Annotated in this window: 7 protein-coding genes; all 7 read left to right on the top strand. The window is 44.3% G+C overall.

The features are described 5' to 3' along the window. Nucleotides 1-48 precede the first annotated feature (48 nt). The 7 genes from V7Q13_RS14655 to V7Q13_RS14625 all read left to right on the top strand — a co-directional run bounded on the left by V7Q13_RS14655 (nt 49) and on the right by V7Q13_RS14625 (nt 15,759). Nucleotides 49-2,790 (top strand): glycoside hydrolase family 2 protein, encoded by a 2,742-nt coding sequence (locus V7Q13_RS14655; RefSeq protein WP_333801415.1) that lies wholly within the window; start codon nt 49-51, stop codon nt 2,788-2,790. Between the two features lies 1 nt (nt 2,791). Next, entirely contained in the window at nt 2,792-6,589 is a 3,798-nt protein-coding gene (locus V7Q13_RS14650) for a family 78 glycoside hydrolase catalytic domain (protein WP_333801414.1), read from the top strand. Nucleotides 6,590-6,629: 40 nt separating this feature from the next. Next, on the top strand, nt 6,630-8,864 hold the full coding sequence (locus V7Q13_RS14645) for a TIM barrel protein (RefSeq protein WP_333801413.1): 2,235 nt from the start codon (nt 6,630-6,632) through the stop codon (nt 8,862-8,864). Between the two features lie 174 nt (nt 8,865-9,038). After that, a complete protein-coding gene (locus V7Q13_RS14640; protein WP_333801412.1) occupies nt 9,039-11,549 on the top strand; it encodes an L-rhamnose mutarotase in 2,511 nt (836 codons plus the stop codon). Between the two features lie 53 nt (nt 11,550-11,602). Beyond that, nucleotides 11,603-12,733 carry a Gfo/Idh/MocA family protein gene (locus V7Q13_RS14635; protein WP_333801411.1) on the top strand — a complete coding sequence of 377 codons (1,131 nt, stop codon included), beginning with the start codon at nt 11,603-11,605 and terminating at the stop codon, nt 12,731-12,733. A gap of 66 nt (nt 12,734-12,799) precedes the next feature. Next, a complete protein-coding gene (locus tag V7Q13_RS14630) occupies nt 12,800-14,389 on the top strand; it encodes a sodium:solute symporter family transporter (protein WP_333801410.1) in 1,590 nt (529 codons plus the stop codon). Nucleotides 14,390-14,391: 2 nt separating this feature from the next. Then, entirely contained in the window at nt 14,392-15,759 is a 1,368-nt protein-coding gene (locus V7Q13_RS14625; protein WP_333801409.1) for an MFS transporter, read from the top strand. Nucleotides 15,760-15,776 lie beyond the last annotated feature (17 nt).

The following is a 15,776-nucleotide window of genomic DNA, read 5'->3' as shown; positions in this document are numbered from 1 at the left end:
AATAACCAACACAAGTTTTTTGTGTTGGTCTGTTGCCTTTGCAGCACGATGTTTCTTTCTCTTTCTGCTAACGCACAAGAAACCGAAAAAATATATCTCTCCGGTACTGGCAGCGATGCAACGGTGCAGTGGGATTTTATGTGTACAGCTGGCATGAATGCCAATAAGTGGACAAAGATTGCTGTGCCATCCTGTTGGGAATTGCAAGGGTTTGGCAAGTATGATTATGGCTTTGCCAAAGACAGTGTGAGGGGAAAAGAACAGGGCTTGTATAAGCACCGCTTTCATGCACCTCTCGCCTGGAAAGGGAAGCATATTAATCTGGTGTTTGAAGGTGTAATGACGGATGCTGAAGTAACCATCAACGGACAAAAGGCCGGCGAGATACATCAGGGCGCCTTTTATGCATTCAAATACAACGTGAGCAAATTGCTGAAGTACGGCAAAGAAAATTTGCTGGAAGTAAAAGTATCGAAGCATTCTGCCAACGCTTCTGTAAACGCAGCCGAACGGCAGGCTGACTTTTGGATTTTTGGCGGTATCTTCAGGCCTGTATGGTTGGAGGTTTTGCCTGCCGTACACATAAGTGAAGTAGCATGGAGAGCAGAAGCTGACGGCAGTTTTTTTGCTTCTATAAACAGCAATAGCCAACAAGCCATTCAAGCCAAAGTGCAACTGCTGGATGCGACAGGAAAAACAGTTACAATTTTTGAAGGTAAGAATGTACATCCGGAAAGGCCGGGCGAAATGCTGTTGACTGGAACACTGACGCAACCCCGGCCATGGACATCCGAAACACCGTATTTATATACAGCGGTTTTCTCCATTTATCAAGAGGGAAAACTGCTGCACAGCATACGCAAGAAAGTAGGTTTCAGAACGGTTGAGCTAAAGCAACGGGATGGCATTTATGTAAATGGCGTCAAGATCAAATTCAAAGGCGTGAACCGGCATGCTTTTCGTCCGGAAACGGGCCGCACCACCAGCTATCGCATTAGTGTGGAAGATGTGCAGCTCATCAAAAGCATGAACATGAATGCTGTTCGAATGAGTCATTATCCGCCGGATGATCATTTCCTGGATGTGTGTGATTCATTGGGTTTGTTTGTAATGGATGAATTGGCGGGCTGGCATGGCCACTACGATACACCTACCGGGAAAAAACTGTTGAAGGAAATGATGTTGCATGATGCGCATCATCCATCTATTGTGTTGTGGGCCAATGGCAATGAGGGCGGGCACAACCGTGAGCTCGATACATTTTTTACACAATATGATTTGCAGCAGCGGCCGGTTGTGCATCCTTGGGAGTTGTACAATGGTGTAGAAACACAACACTACCGTGAGTATAACTATGGCATTGGCAATTACGACAATGGCAATGAGATAGTGATGCCTACCGAATTTTTGCATGGGCAGTTTGATGGGGGACATGGTGCAGGCTTAGAAGATTACTGGCAACACATGTGGCACAACCCGCTGAGTGCCGGTGGTTTTTTGTGGGACTTTGCCGACAATGCTGTTGTTCGCAAAGACAAGCAAGATTCGCTTGATACCGACAAACATCGGGCTGCGGATGGTATCGTAGGTCCTCATCATGAAAAAGAAGGCAGCTATTTTGCCATCAAACAAATCTGGAGTCCGGTATTTATTGAACGAAGAGAAATTACGTCCGATTTCGATGGAAGTTTTATTGTTGAAAACCGGTATCACTTTACCAATTTGAACACCTGCCAACTGCGTTGGAAATTGAAAAGGGTTGATGTACGTACTACGAATGAAGTGAATGGTACTGCACCGATGCCTGATGCTGCACCACTCACCAAAGCGACGCTTCAATTAAACCTGCCTGCCAACTGGATGGAATACGATGTTTTGTATCTCAGCATTACAGATGCGCAACAGCAGGAACTGTTTACCTGGACTTACCCGATTCATCGGCCTGCTGCTATCGCTTCAAGAATGCGCAGCATAAAAGGGCCACATGCCATTCAATTGCAAGAGCAAGATTCATTGCTGCAAGTTCGGGTGAGTGATGTAACCATTCAGTTCAATAAAAACAATGGTGTCATGCAATCTGTGAACAATGCCAAAGGATTGTTGCCTTTGCACAATGGACCAGTGTTGCAGGATGCCGTGAATAATTTGGGTGCTTTGCAGGTAACAGCTTCCGGCGATTCTGTTGTGTTGCAAACGCAATACAACAAGCAAAGCCATTACAACAACATCAGCTGGACCATTTATCCATCGGGTTGGGTAAAGCTGCAAGTGCAATACTTTCCATCTGTCTACTTCACCAATTTTGCCGGCATCAATTTTTCATTTCCGGAAAAGGAAATACAATCCGTTACCTATATGGGTGATGGCCCGTATCGTGTTTGGAAAAACAGAATGAAGGGCAATCAGTTCGGAGTATGGAGCAAAACCTACAACAATTCAGAAACAGGAGAGAGCCCATGGTTGTATCCTGAATTCAAAGGCTATCATTCCCGTTTTTATGGCGGTTATTTTTTCAGCAAAAGCAATCGCTTTACTGTTATTTGCGAAACAGAAAATATTTTCCTGCGTTTGTTTACGCCTGCTTGGAAAACGGATCAGTGGCACAATTACGAACCATTGTTTCCATCGGGTGATATTTCTTTTATGCATGGCATCAGTAGTATTGGTACCAAAACACAACGCAATGAAACCACTGGCCCCATGGGTTTCAAAAATATTTTTTACGACTACGAAAAGGATCCTGCAAGGGCTTTACACATGACTTTATTCTTCAACTTTTCAGCTCAATAGTATGCGTACATTTTTTTCTCTGTTAGCGGTGTTGTTTTCGTTGCAGCTGTCTGCACAAACCCGCTTGCAACAATTGCGTTGCGAAATGTTGAGCAATCCGCAAGGCATTGATGTAGCTCAACCCCGCTTTAGCTGGCAGCTCATCAGCCAGGAAAGAAATGTACAGCAAACGCATTATCAAGTGCTGGTGAGCAGTAGCAAGGCTGCACTGGCGGCCAACAAAGCTGATGTTTGGAATTCGGGAAAAGTAGCTGGCAGCCAAAGCATACACATTCGGTACAATGGTGCGGCGTTGCAATCGGGTAGCCGCTATTATTGGAAAATACTGGCTTGGACAAACAAGAGCAGCAATCCATTTACGTTATCATCCGAATTTAGTACCGGTCTTTTTCAAACATCCGATTGGAAAGCCAAATGGATTGGCTACGATCAGGCTTCACCGTGGGATAGCATCAGCCAGTGGTCGCGGTTGAGTGCACGGTATTTGCGCAAAAGCTTTTCTGCCAAGCCTGCTTTGAAGAGGGCTACTGTACACATAGCCGGTATGGGGATGTATGAGTTGTACATCAATGGAAAAAAAATTGGCAATCAGGTGTTGGCGCCCAATCCTACTGACTATCGGAAAACGGTGTTGTACAACACGCATGATGTAACCACAGCATTGAAAGCAGGCAACAACGCTATTGGCGTGGTGCTGGGCAATGGCCGTTTTTTTACCATGCGCCAAAACTATAAAACACACAAGCACAACAACTTTGGTTTCCCCAAACTGCTGCTGCAACTGCAACTGGAATATGCAGATGGTAGCAAGCAATGGGTGCTGAGCGACGAAAGCTGGAAGCTGAATGTGGATGGAGCTATTCGCAGCAACAACGAATACGATGGTGAAGAATATGATGCAAGAAAAGAATGGCCCGGTTGGACAACTGCTGCTTTCGATGCATCGAAATGGATGCAGGCCAATCTTGTAACAGCACCTGATGGTAAATTGCAGGCACAGTCGGCAGAATCGATGCAAGTGATGAAGGTTATTCAACCAAAATCCATCCGCAAAAAAGCATCCGGCAGATACATCATTGACATGGGGCAAAATTTTTCGGGATGGATGCACCTGAAAAATATTGCGGGCAAAAAAGGGGACAGCATTGTGTTGCGCTTTGCTGAAAGCCTGCAACCGAATGGCGAATTGTTTGTTGCCAACTTGCGGGATGCAAGGGTGACTGATAAATATTTTTTCGGCAATCATGCATTAGATGCCAACGGTTGGCGGCCATCATTTGTTTACCATGGTTTTCGCTATGTGGAAGTAAGTGCATTTCCTGGCACACCACAGCTGGCACAGTTTAGCGGCGAGTTGGTGTACGATGCATTGACTACTACCGGAAGTTTTTCTACTTCCAATGCAGTGATTAATCAAGTGTATCAAAATGCGTGGTGGGGCATTGCCAGCAATTACAAAGGCATGCCTGTTGATTGCCCTCAGCGCAACGAACGCCAGCCTTGGTTGGGCGACAGAACAGTAGGAGCACAGGGTGAAAGTTTTGTGTTTGACAATGCGAAACTCTATGCCAAATGGATGCAGGATATTGAAGAAAGCCAAACAACTGCAGGTAGTATTCCAGATGTGGCACCTGCATTCTGGAATTATTATACCGATGATGTAACCTGGCCTGCGGCATTTATTTTTATCAGCAATCATTTGTACAATCAGTATGGCGATGACATGCCGATTCGGAAGCATTATGCCAGCATGAAAAAGTGGATGATGTACATGAAAGAAAAATTCATGAAGCAATACATCATGACGAAAGACAAATATGGCGACTGGTGTGTGCCTCCCGAAGCCTTGCATTTGATTCACTCCAAAGACAGCAGTCGCCAAACCGATGGCCAGTTGATAGCTACAGCATACTATTACAAATTGCTCTCGTACATGCAGCGTTTTGCTGGCATGCAGCAACTGCCTGAAGATGCTGCTTACTTCGGTAAGCTGAGTGACAGCATTCGTATTGCATTTCAGGAAAAGTTTTACCGGCCTGCACTCAAGCAATACAGCAACAATACTGTTACTGCCAACCTGCTGCCTTTGTACTTCGGTATATGTCCCGATTCATTACGCAGTGCAGTTTTCGAAAAAATAAGGCACAAAGTGCATGTCGAAAACCACGATCACATCAGCACCGGGCTCATTGGTTCGCAATGGTTGATGCGTGGCCTTACCGAGTATGGCTATCCCGAACTGGCGTATACCATTGCGTCCAACAACACTTATCCGAGTTGGGGCTATATGGCGGCCAATGGTGCCACTACCATTTGGGAATTGTGGAATGGCAACACGGCCGACCCCGGCATGAACAGTCAAAACCACGTGATGTTGCTGGGCGATTTGATCACCTGGTTTTATGAAAACCTCGCTGGCATTCGCAGTCATAAATCTGAAGTAGGTTTCAAAAAAGTAATTATGAAACCTACCATACCCGCAGGCCTGCAAGAAGTGAAGGCGGCCTATGAAAGCATGCATGGTAGCATTGCCAGCCATTGGAAAAACACTGAGTCAAAGTTTGAATGGCATATCACTATTCCTGCCAACAGTAGCGCCCAAGTGTACATACCTGCAACAGCAGTAGAAGAAATTACGGAAAACGGCAAGCCACTGACGGCCTACAATTACATGAGCATTGGTAAGCTGGAAAAAGACATGCTGCAAATTAACATTCCATCGGGCACCTATCATTTTGTACGCAACAAACCTTTCAAACAGGGCATTGTAAAAGATGAATTCATCTTCGAGAGAGCTTCTTTTCCAGAAAGCCATGCAGCTACTATTGCTGAAACACCATCAGGACTGATAGCAGCATGGTTTGGCGGTACCAAGGAAGGCAATAAAGATGTGTGCATTTACACCAGTCATTTACGCAATGGCCAATGGACAACACCCAACATGGTTGCCGATGGTGTGCTCAATGATTCTACAAGATATCCGACGTACAATCCTGTGTTGTACTATGCTGATAACGGTGAGCTATTGTTGTTTTACAAAATTGGCCCCAATGTAGCAGGATGGACTGGTTGGTTGATGCGCAGCAAAGACCATGGCTACACCTGGAGCAAACGTGAAGCCTTGCCAGAAGGATTTTTGGGCCCCATCAAAAACAAGCCCGTAATGATAAACGGGGTATTGATGTGCCCGTCGAGCACCGAAAAAAACGGATGGAAAGCACACATAGAAATGACCCGTGATTACGGTAAAACATGGATCAAAACAGAAGCACTGAATGATGCCAATCCTATACAAGCCATTCAGCCCAGCATTTTGCAATACAAAGATGGCCGGCTGCAATTGCTTTGCCGCAGCCGCAATACCACGTTGAATGAAACATGGAGTCATGATGGCGGCAAAACGTGGTCGCCCATGCAAGCCAGCCCATTGCCCAACAACAACTCTGGCACCGATGCCGTAACGCTGCAGGATGGCCGGCAGTTGTTGGTGTACAACCACTTGCTGCCCACCAACAGTTGGGTAAAAGGGAAAGGGCCCCGCACACCACTCAATGTGAGCATTACCAACAATGGTAAAACCTGGTATGCAGCATTGATACTGGAAGATTCACCCATCAGCCAGTATTCGTACCCGTCAGTTATACAAACGAAAGACGGATTGGTGCACATTGTGTACACATGGCGAAGAGAAAGAATCAAGCATGTAGTAGTGGATCCATCCAAACTGACACTGCAGGAAATAGTGAACAAGCAATGGCCGGGTGCCCACGAATCGGACGCCACCACATCAGATGATTAACTTTAGGTACATCTTTTTGAGAATAATACGCAATCGCATCATGAAATTTATTGCTGCCAAACAAAATGTTTTTCGGGTACATACCACGTTGTTGTTGCTGCTGATATTTGTTTCGATATCATCGATAGCACAACTCAACACCGATCAGCAATACAGCCGTCCATTGAAAGAAGTGTTGCAAAACATTCAGAAAAAATATGGCGTTGTTATCAAGTTTGCAGACAGCATGGTGGCCAATAAAATGGTGACCTATGCCGATTGGAAATACCGGCCAGATGTAGAGGTAACATTGGATAATGTGCTGAAGCCGCTGGAGCTGAAAGTGAAGAAGGAAAAGGAGAAACAGTATAAGCTGAGTGCATATGAATATTACCGCTGGCCGGTAGCAGAAGGCTGGGCCGAAATGGACCGCATTGCTGCGCAATACAATACACCCGAGGCATGGGAAAAAAGAAAGGCAGAACTACGTCCTTGTATACGGGAAGCATTACAACTGACACATTTGCCTGCAAGGCCAAACAGTGCTCCTATTATTACCCCCAAAAGAATGTATGATGGGTATACGGTAGAAAATATTGCGCTGGAAATTTTGCCGGGTGTGTGGATCAACGGTTCGTTGTACAAACCAGCCAAATACAAAGGTAAAATTCCTGTTATTCTCAACCCCGACGGGCATTGGGAAAAACAACGCTACCGCCCCGATTGTCAGTATCGCTGTGCAGCATTGGCCAAAATGGGAGCGATGGCATTTAGCTACGATTTATTTGCATGGGGCGAGTCTTTATTGCAATTCAATATCGAAGATCATCGCCGCAGTTTGAGCATGACCATTCAGGCATTGGGCAGCATTCGGATTCTCGATTATTTGCTGGCGCAAAAAGATGCCGATACTGCCAGAGTTGGCATGACTGGCGGCTCTGGTGCTGGCAGCCATACTGTGCTCATGACGGCACTCGATGACCGCATTAAAGCATCTGCACCAGTGGTATCGTTGTCGTCGTATTTCTATGGCGGCTGCCCATGCGAAAGCGGCATGGATATACACGGTTGCGGTGGCCGCACCAACAATGTAGAACTGGCTGCTATGGCTGCACCAAGGCCACAGTTGATTGTAAGCGATGGTGGCGACTGGACAGATAAAATGCCGGAACATGACTTTCCTTATTTGCAAAAAATGTATGCCATGTGCAGCCAGCCTTCGGCGGTGAGCAATGTGCATTTGTCCAATGAAAAACATGATTTTGGTATCAACAAACGCAAGGCGGTATACGAATTCATGGCGAAGTATTTGCAATTGCAATTGCCCGCTATTCAAAACAAAACCGGTGAAATTGACGAGTCAACGATTACCATAGAGCCAGAGCAAAACATGTATGTGTTTGGCGATAAAGGAGAACGATTGCCTGCACATGCAGTACACGGTTTTGATAATTTGGAAAAGTTGTTTGCAGCAGAAGTAGAGAAAGCCAAAACTAGCCAACGCTATAAAATTGGCCTGATAGATTTGATGCTGCTGAAGCGCCAAAAACTCGGTGCCATTACCCTCACTGCCGACTTGAAAGCAGACGGTGTAGAAGTAGATATGGGTGGCTTGGGCAACCGGCCCACCTTCGACAATCAATTGTTGAACGACAGTGTGCGGCAGTTGTTTTTGCAAACAGCGAAAGAAAGAAAAGTAGAGCTGTTTTGTTTGGCCATGACAGGCTACTATGCGCAGTCGTTTTGCAGCCGGGCCGAGTACATTCGGAGCATTGAAGATTGTATCCGCACCATGCAACTCATGCAAGTGAAGCATGCGTTTTTACCACTGGGTGTGCAATGCGATATCAAAAAAAATCCCGGCATTCGTGATTCAGTTATTGCCCGATTGAAAGTAGTCGGCAAAATGGCGGAAGCCGCAGGCGTTATCATCGGCATCGAAACTTCCTTGAGTGCAAAAGAGGAAGTGCAATTGCTGAAAGAAATTGGCTCTCCGGCCATTAAAATATATTTCAATTTTTCTTCGCCACTCAAAGAAGGCCGCGACCTGATTGCTGAATTGAAAACATTGGGTAAGGATCGCATCAGCATGATACATGCTACAAACAAAGACAGTGTGTGGCTGGAAAACGATCCGCAAATAAACATGCAGCAGGTAAAGCAAACGCTGGATGCCATGGGCTGGAGCGGCTGGCTAGTGATTGAACGCAGTCGTGATGCTAAAAAGCCATCAGATACAAAGTATAATTACGGTGCCAACACTGCCTATCTCAAACGCATTTTTCAAGAAGAGTAAAATAGTGCAGGCAGCGGTTGCCAGAGGGCTGTATGACGCAACTGTAGCCCTTGGCAAAACAGTAAAATAGACCATCTTTTTGGCAAATAGTCACATTTTCCGGGCTTGCTGATACCGGTACTTTTAATGGCTGCAGCATGCCTGATAACAAGGCAAAGTGTAGCAGTACCCGGTATGAAACGATTGTTGATTAGCCTGCTGTTTTTTTGCTGTGCCTTGTCTTCGGCAATGGCAGTAAATATTTATGTAGCCCCCAATGGCGCAGACAGCAATGACGGCTCTATAGAAAAACCTTTTGCCACACTCAACATGGCTCTGCGCAAAGCAAGAGACTTGCGCCGGTTGAATGATGCATCGTACAAAGAAGACATTCATATCATTTTACGTGGCGGCAATTACCAGGTATTAGAAACCATTGTTATCAGACCGGAAGATAGCGGCACCCGTGAAAGCGCCACGTTTATTGAAGCAGCACAAAATGAACAACCTGTTTTGAGCGGCGGAGTACAAATCATTGATTGGAAGAAAGTTACTGCTCCTGTCAAAGGCTTGCAGACAAAGTATCAAAGTAAAATTTGGGTGGCCGAGGTGCCGCAGGTGAATGGCAACAGTTTTAATTTCCGTCAACTGTGGGTGAATGATGTAAAAGCAGTGCGGGCAAAATCTTCCAACGGTGATGAGATGCTCCGTATTCTTAACTGGAACAAAGCTGAAGCAGCTTGTGTGATTCCTACATTAGCTTTTCAAAACCTTGATAAAGCAAACGGACTTGAATTGTTCATTCATCAATGGTGGGAGATTGCTAACCTGCGCATCAAGAAACTGCAGGTGATGGGCGATAGTACGAAACTGTTTTTCCATCAACCCGAAAGTAAAATTCAAAACGAACATCCATGGCCTGCACCATGGCTGAGTAAAGAAACCGGTAACTCTGCTTTTTACTTAACGAATGCGATTCAGTTTTTAGACGAACCGGGTGAATGGTATTTAGATGTCAGCAATAAAAAAATCTATTACTGGCCACGCAGCAATGAAAATTTAGCAACAGCAAAAGTAGTTGCTCCATTTACCGAGACATTAATACGTGTGGAAGGAACGATTGATAACCCGGTGAAGAATCTGGTGATCGATGGTATTTCTTTTCAGCATACAGGGTGGTTACGACCTTCACTGCAAGGACATGTACCGCACCAGGTTGGTTTGTATATGACAGAAGCATACCGGTTAAAACCTGCAGGTACAAAAGAGAAATCGGGTTTGGATAACCAGGCATGGATTGGCCGACAAGCGGCTGCTGTGGAATTGAGTTATGCCATTCGTACACGAATTAAAAACTGTTCTTTCCTGCATTTAGCGGCAACGGGTATTGATTTAAAAAAAGGCGTGCAGGATAATATGACGAAGAATAATCTGTTCAGCGATATAGGTGGCACGGCTATCCTCGCCGGTAATTATGGCGATGAAGGAAGAGAAATTCATTTGCCATTCGATCCGAAAAATGAACGGGAGAAATGCGATATCATTTTCATTGAGAATAATTTCATCACCAATGCTACCAATGAAGATTGGGGCACGGTGGGTATTGGTTGCGGCTTTGTGAGCAGAACAAGCATTCGTCATAACGAAATTGAAAATGTATCGTACAGCGGTATCAGTTTGGGTTGGGGATGGTCACCTGCACAGAATATAATGAAGGACAACCGAATCGTTGCCAACAAAATCCATCATTACGGCAAATGGAATTATGATTGTGCCGGTATCTATACACTGAGTGCACAACAGAATTCCATCATTGAAGACAATTATATCGACAGTATTTATAAATCACCCATTGCTCATTTGCCATCGCACTGGTTTTATATTTATACGGATGAAGGCTCTTCGCATATCACTGTAAAAAATAACTGGACGCCCTCACAGAAATATTTACAGAATAACAACGGTCCCGGTAATGTGTGGAGCAATAATGGTCCGCAGGTGCATGACAGTGTCAAGCAAAATGCGGGGCTGGAAAAGCGCTTTCACTATTTAACCGCCAATAAAACGGCGAAGGTTGGTTTCATCAACGAAGAACACAACGAAGTGATTGAACTGGTGGTAAAAGAAGGGATGCAGTTGAACTTACCCAAGCTGAAAGAACTGCTGGCGAAGAATAATATGGACAGCAATGCCATTTATCATTGGCAGAATCATTATGTCATCTTCGATAAAGTGCAGGACATTGGCGTAATGCAGGGACGTATCGCCAACAATTTTCCTGAGGCAGAAGTAAGCGTGTATCACGACATGTTTTACGAATACAGCAAGAAAAAACATTGCACAGATAAAACAGTGGCGAAAGAATGGCAGCATATCATCCTTACAGCAAACCTGGTGGCAGATGAAAAATTGCAGAAAGAATATCTCAGTTACCATGCCACACAGTTTGAAAAATGGCCGGAAGTTTCAAAAGGTTTCTGCAATGCCGATTTTCAGCAGTTGTTGTTGTTCAGAAACGGACGACAGTTGATGTTGGTGATCAGCATTCCGAAAGGTGAAAGCCTGGATAAGTTGAATCCAAGAACAACAGCCAATAATCCACGGGTGAATGATTGGAATACGATCATGAAAAAATACCAGGAAGGAATTAAAGGAACAAAGCCGGGGGAGACGTGGGTGTTTTTAAGTCAAACCCCCAACCCCTAAAGGGGAGCAAGGCAAAACCCTTGTGACGATTAACAATAATTATTTTGAAATAGATGAAATACGAAAAAAATAGTGATGCTGATAGCACCCCTTTAGGGGCGGGGGGGCTTACAATTGGAATTTTAGGCGTTGGTGAAGGCCGCAGTACCATGAGTGCAGCATTGCAAAGCAAAAAACTACATCTCAAAATTATTTGCGACCGTAACGAAAAATTATGCAAACAACGTTGCAAAGAATTTGATTTTAATAGTTATACAACCAACTACGAAGATTTGCTTAACGATGCAGAGATAGATATCATCGCCATTTACACTCCCGATCATCTGCATGCCGATCATATTAAACAGGCATTGCTGCATGGTAAACATGTGGTGTGTACCAAACCATTCATTGATGATCTGAGTCGTGCAAAAGAATTACTGGAACTGCAAGAGCAAACAGGTAAGAAAGTATTTGTCGGACAAAGCTCCCGTTTCTTCGAACCATACAAACGTCAACGGAAAGATTTTGAAGCAGGAGAGATCGGCGAACTCATCACAATCGAAAGTCATTACAATGCCGATCATCGTTGGTTTCTCGAAAAGAAATGGGCATTGGAAGATTCATTCAAATGGTTGTATGGAGGTTTAAGTCACCCTGTTGATTTTATCCGTTGGTACTTACCCAACATCGAAGAAGTGATGGGTTATGGTATGATCAGTGCGAATGGAAAAGCAGCAGGGTTAAAAAATGAAGATACCATGCATTTCATCTTTAAAGCAACCGATGGTCGAATTGCGAGAGTAAGCGGCACTTATACCAGTCCAACACAACCAACAAAGCGTGACAGTGGCATGAGTTGCGTATTACGTAGTACGCAAGGCGCATCGCAAGCCGATTATCATGAGCTGCGTTATTCCATCACTGATAAAACTGGTGAAGAAAAGATCATTCATTGGGGAGACAGCACATTGAAATATTATTTCCGTTTCGAAGGACAGAGTCATCATGCAGGAGAGTACCAGAATTACCTGGAATACTTCGCTGATTCTATTGAACAAGGTTTTACCGCTTATCCAAACATGCAGGAAGGAATTGGAACCGTGGCATTGTTGCAGGCAATGGATAAGAGTTTGAAAACAGGAGCGCCGGTGAAGATCGCTGATATATTGAAACAATACAATCTTGAACCATTAAGCCACTAAGGCACGAAGTAACGCAAAGCTTCGTGTTGCTTTGTGTTCCCTGTGTCTTTGTGGTTCAAACAAGTCATGAACGAAATTTACAATAAACTCACAACGCTTGACTTTGCCATTGTAGCCATTTACCTGGTTGCATTGCTGGCCATTGGTTATGTCGCCAGTTTCCGCAACAAGAAAAAAGATGAAACACTTTTTTTGGCGAGCAATTCACTCAACTGGTACAACATTGGTTTCAACATGTGGGGAACAAATGTGGGCCCCTCATCATTACTTGCATTTGCAAGCATTGGTTTTTCCGCAGGTATTGTGGGTGGAAATTTTGAATGGTATGCGTTTGTGTTTTTAACGCTGCTGGCAATGGTGTTTGCACCTCGTTACATCGCCAGCAAAGTAAGTACCATGCCCGAGTTCATGGGCAAGCGCTATGGTAAAAGCACACAGGATATTTTAGCAGGTTATGCGTTGGTGAAAATTTTGATCAGTTGGTTAAGCCTTGGTTTATTCAGCGGAGGAATTTTAGTGCGACAGATATTAGGGATACCCATGTGGCAATCAACCATTGTACTCGTTGCATTCTCGGGTTTGTTTACGTACATGGGTGGGTTGAAAGCCATTGCAATAGTGAATGTATTCCAAATGATCTTACTAATCATTGTATCATTGGCATTAACGTTTATCGGTTTGCAAAAGCTTGGCGGCATAACAGCATTGATCGATAAGACACCGAGTCACTTCTGGAATTTAATTCATCCGGCATCCGATCCCGGTTATCCATGGCATGCATTGTTATTGGGTTATCCTGTATCGGCCGTTGCATTTTTCTGTACCGATCAGAGTATGGTGCAAAGTGTGTTGGGTGCAAAAAATTTAAAACAGGGACAGCTCGGTGTAAACTTCATCGGCTGGTTAAAAGTACTGGCATTGCCCATGTTCATCTTGCCGGGCATTTTATGTTTTGCATTGTTCCCCGATTTAACTGATGATAAGTTGGCTTACATGACAATGGTAACAAATCTCTTTCCTTCAGGATTGAATGGGTTGGTGATTTGTGTGTTGATCGCTGTGTTGGTGGCAACCATTGGTTCCTCCTTGAATGCATTAAGCACAGTGTTTACAAAAGATATTTATGTCAATAACATGAATCCGCAGGCCACTGTGCAGCAACAAATAAAAGTAGGACGTTATACTGTTGTTGCGGGTTGTGTGCTGGCTGTGTTAATGGCGATAGCATTTGATAATATACAAGGCAAAACCTTGTTCGATATTTTTCAATCCATACTTGGCTACTTGGCTCCGCCATTGGCAGTTACATTCTTGTTGAGTGTGTTCTGGAAACGCACCACCAAGCTTGCTGTGAATGTAATTTTATCGGCAGGTTCTGCATTCAGTTTGTTGGTAGGAATGCTCAACTTGTGGATTCTGCCTCCCGATGCAGCAACAGGTGCCAACACCTGGTGGCCGCATTATTTCCTCATCTCGTTTTACATCTTCGCTATCTTATTTGTTGCAGCCATACTTATATCCTTGCTCGATAAAAACAAAGTAACGGCCACAATCGAAACAGCGCCATTGCCAAAAACAGATAAGCAGGTAAAAATGCTATTTGCATTATTAGGTCTTGTGATACTAACCCTCTACATCATCTTCAACGGACACTAAATATGGAACATAAAAAAGGAAGTTTAAAAAGTACGATTGCTGTATCGCTAACTAATTACCTGGATGCAGGAGCAATTGTTGCAGGTGCAAGCGGGTTGACGCTTTGGCAAAATTACCTTGGACTTAATGAAGGGCATCTCGGTTGGCTGAATGCACTTAGTGCCAACGCTTTTGGTGCGGCTATTGGCGCTATTTTCGGTGGCTTCCTGGCAGATAAATACGGACGCAAAACCATTTATACATACAACATGTTGGTGTATATGCTGGGGATTGCCATTATTATGTTCACTGTTAATTTTCCCATGCTGTTGGCCGGTTTTCTTATCACAGGTATTTCAGTGGGCGTGGGTGTTCCAGCATCATGGACATATATCTCCGAAAATTCAGAAGTGGGTAATCGTGGAAAGAATATGGGTATTTCACAGTTTGCATGGGGTGTCGGTCCCATGATTATTTTATTGCTGGGCATGCTCCTTGCTCCCGGCAACGCTGATGCTTCGGCCGGTGTTTTATTTGATTACGTGCAAAAAATTGCAACACTTTTTATTGGTAACGATGCAAGTGTTGAAGCCATCAATGTATTCAGCAGCCGTATCATTTTTGGATCTTTGTTAGTGGTTGCTTTTATCGCATGGACATTGCAACGAAAACTCAATGAATCGAAAGATTGGGAAGAAGCAAAAAAAATGCAAACCAACGAAAAGCAACCCGGCGTTTTCGCATCGTTTGGTACACTGTTTACCAACAAAGTGAATATCCGCACCATGCTTTTCCTTGCTGGTATTTATATCAGCTGGAATATGGTGGCTTCGGTGATGGGCTTCTTTCAGCAACATATTTATGAAACCGCAGGCGGTCTTTCAAACGGTGAGGCCAACATGATTACGGCAGTACAATGGATTGTCATTATAGCCATTACCTATTTTGGTTTTGCCATGTTGGTTGATAAAGTGAATCACCGCTGGTTGTATGTTTTCGGTACATCAATTGGAATAGTGGCCTGGTGCATTCTTATTTTCATCGGCATAAAAAATCATGTTGCGCTATGGACGTTCACCATGCTCTGGGGTATACATGCAGGCATAAGCGTACAGGCATTTTATGCACTTTGGGCTTCTGAACTTTTTCCTGCAAAATATCGGGCCGCTGCGCAGGGCATTATGTTTTTTGCAGTGAGAAGTATTGCAGCAGTATGGGGTTTTGGTTTTGTAAATATTTATGGTGAGAATGGCGAAGGATTTTCTACCGCAGCCTACATTATGATTGGGCTGCTCATTTTTGCATTGATTGTAGGAGCCATCTGGACACCCAAAACCCAAGGCAAATCATTACAACAAATTTCCAAAGAAAGATATGGAGAGGATATTTAGATGATGAAGTCAGTATC

This window comes from Phnomibacter sp. (genome assembly GCF_036803085.1).
Taxonomy (GTDB): domain Bacteria; phylum Bacteroidota; class Bacteroidia; order Chitinophagales; family Chitinophagaceae; genus Phnomibacter.
The sequence above is the reverse complement of the archived record's forward strand: the minus strand, read 5'-3'. Positions and strand labels throughout refer to the sequence as shown.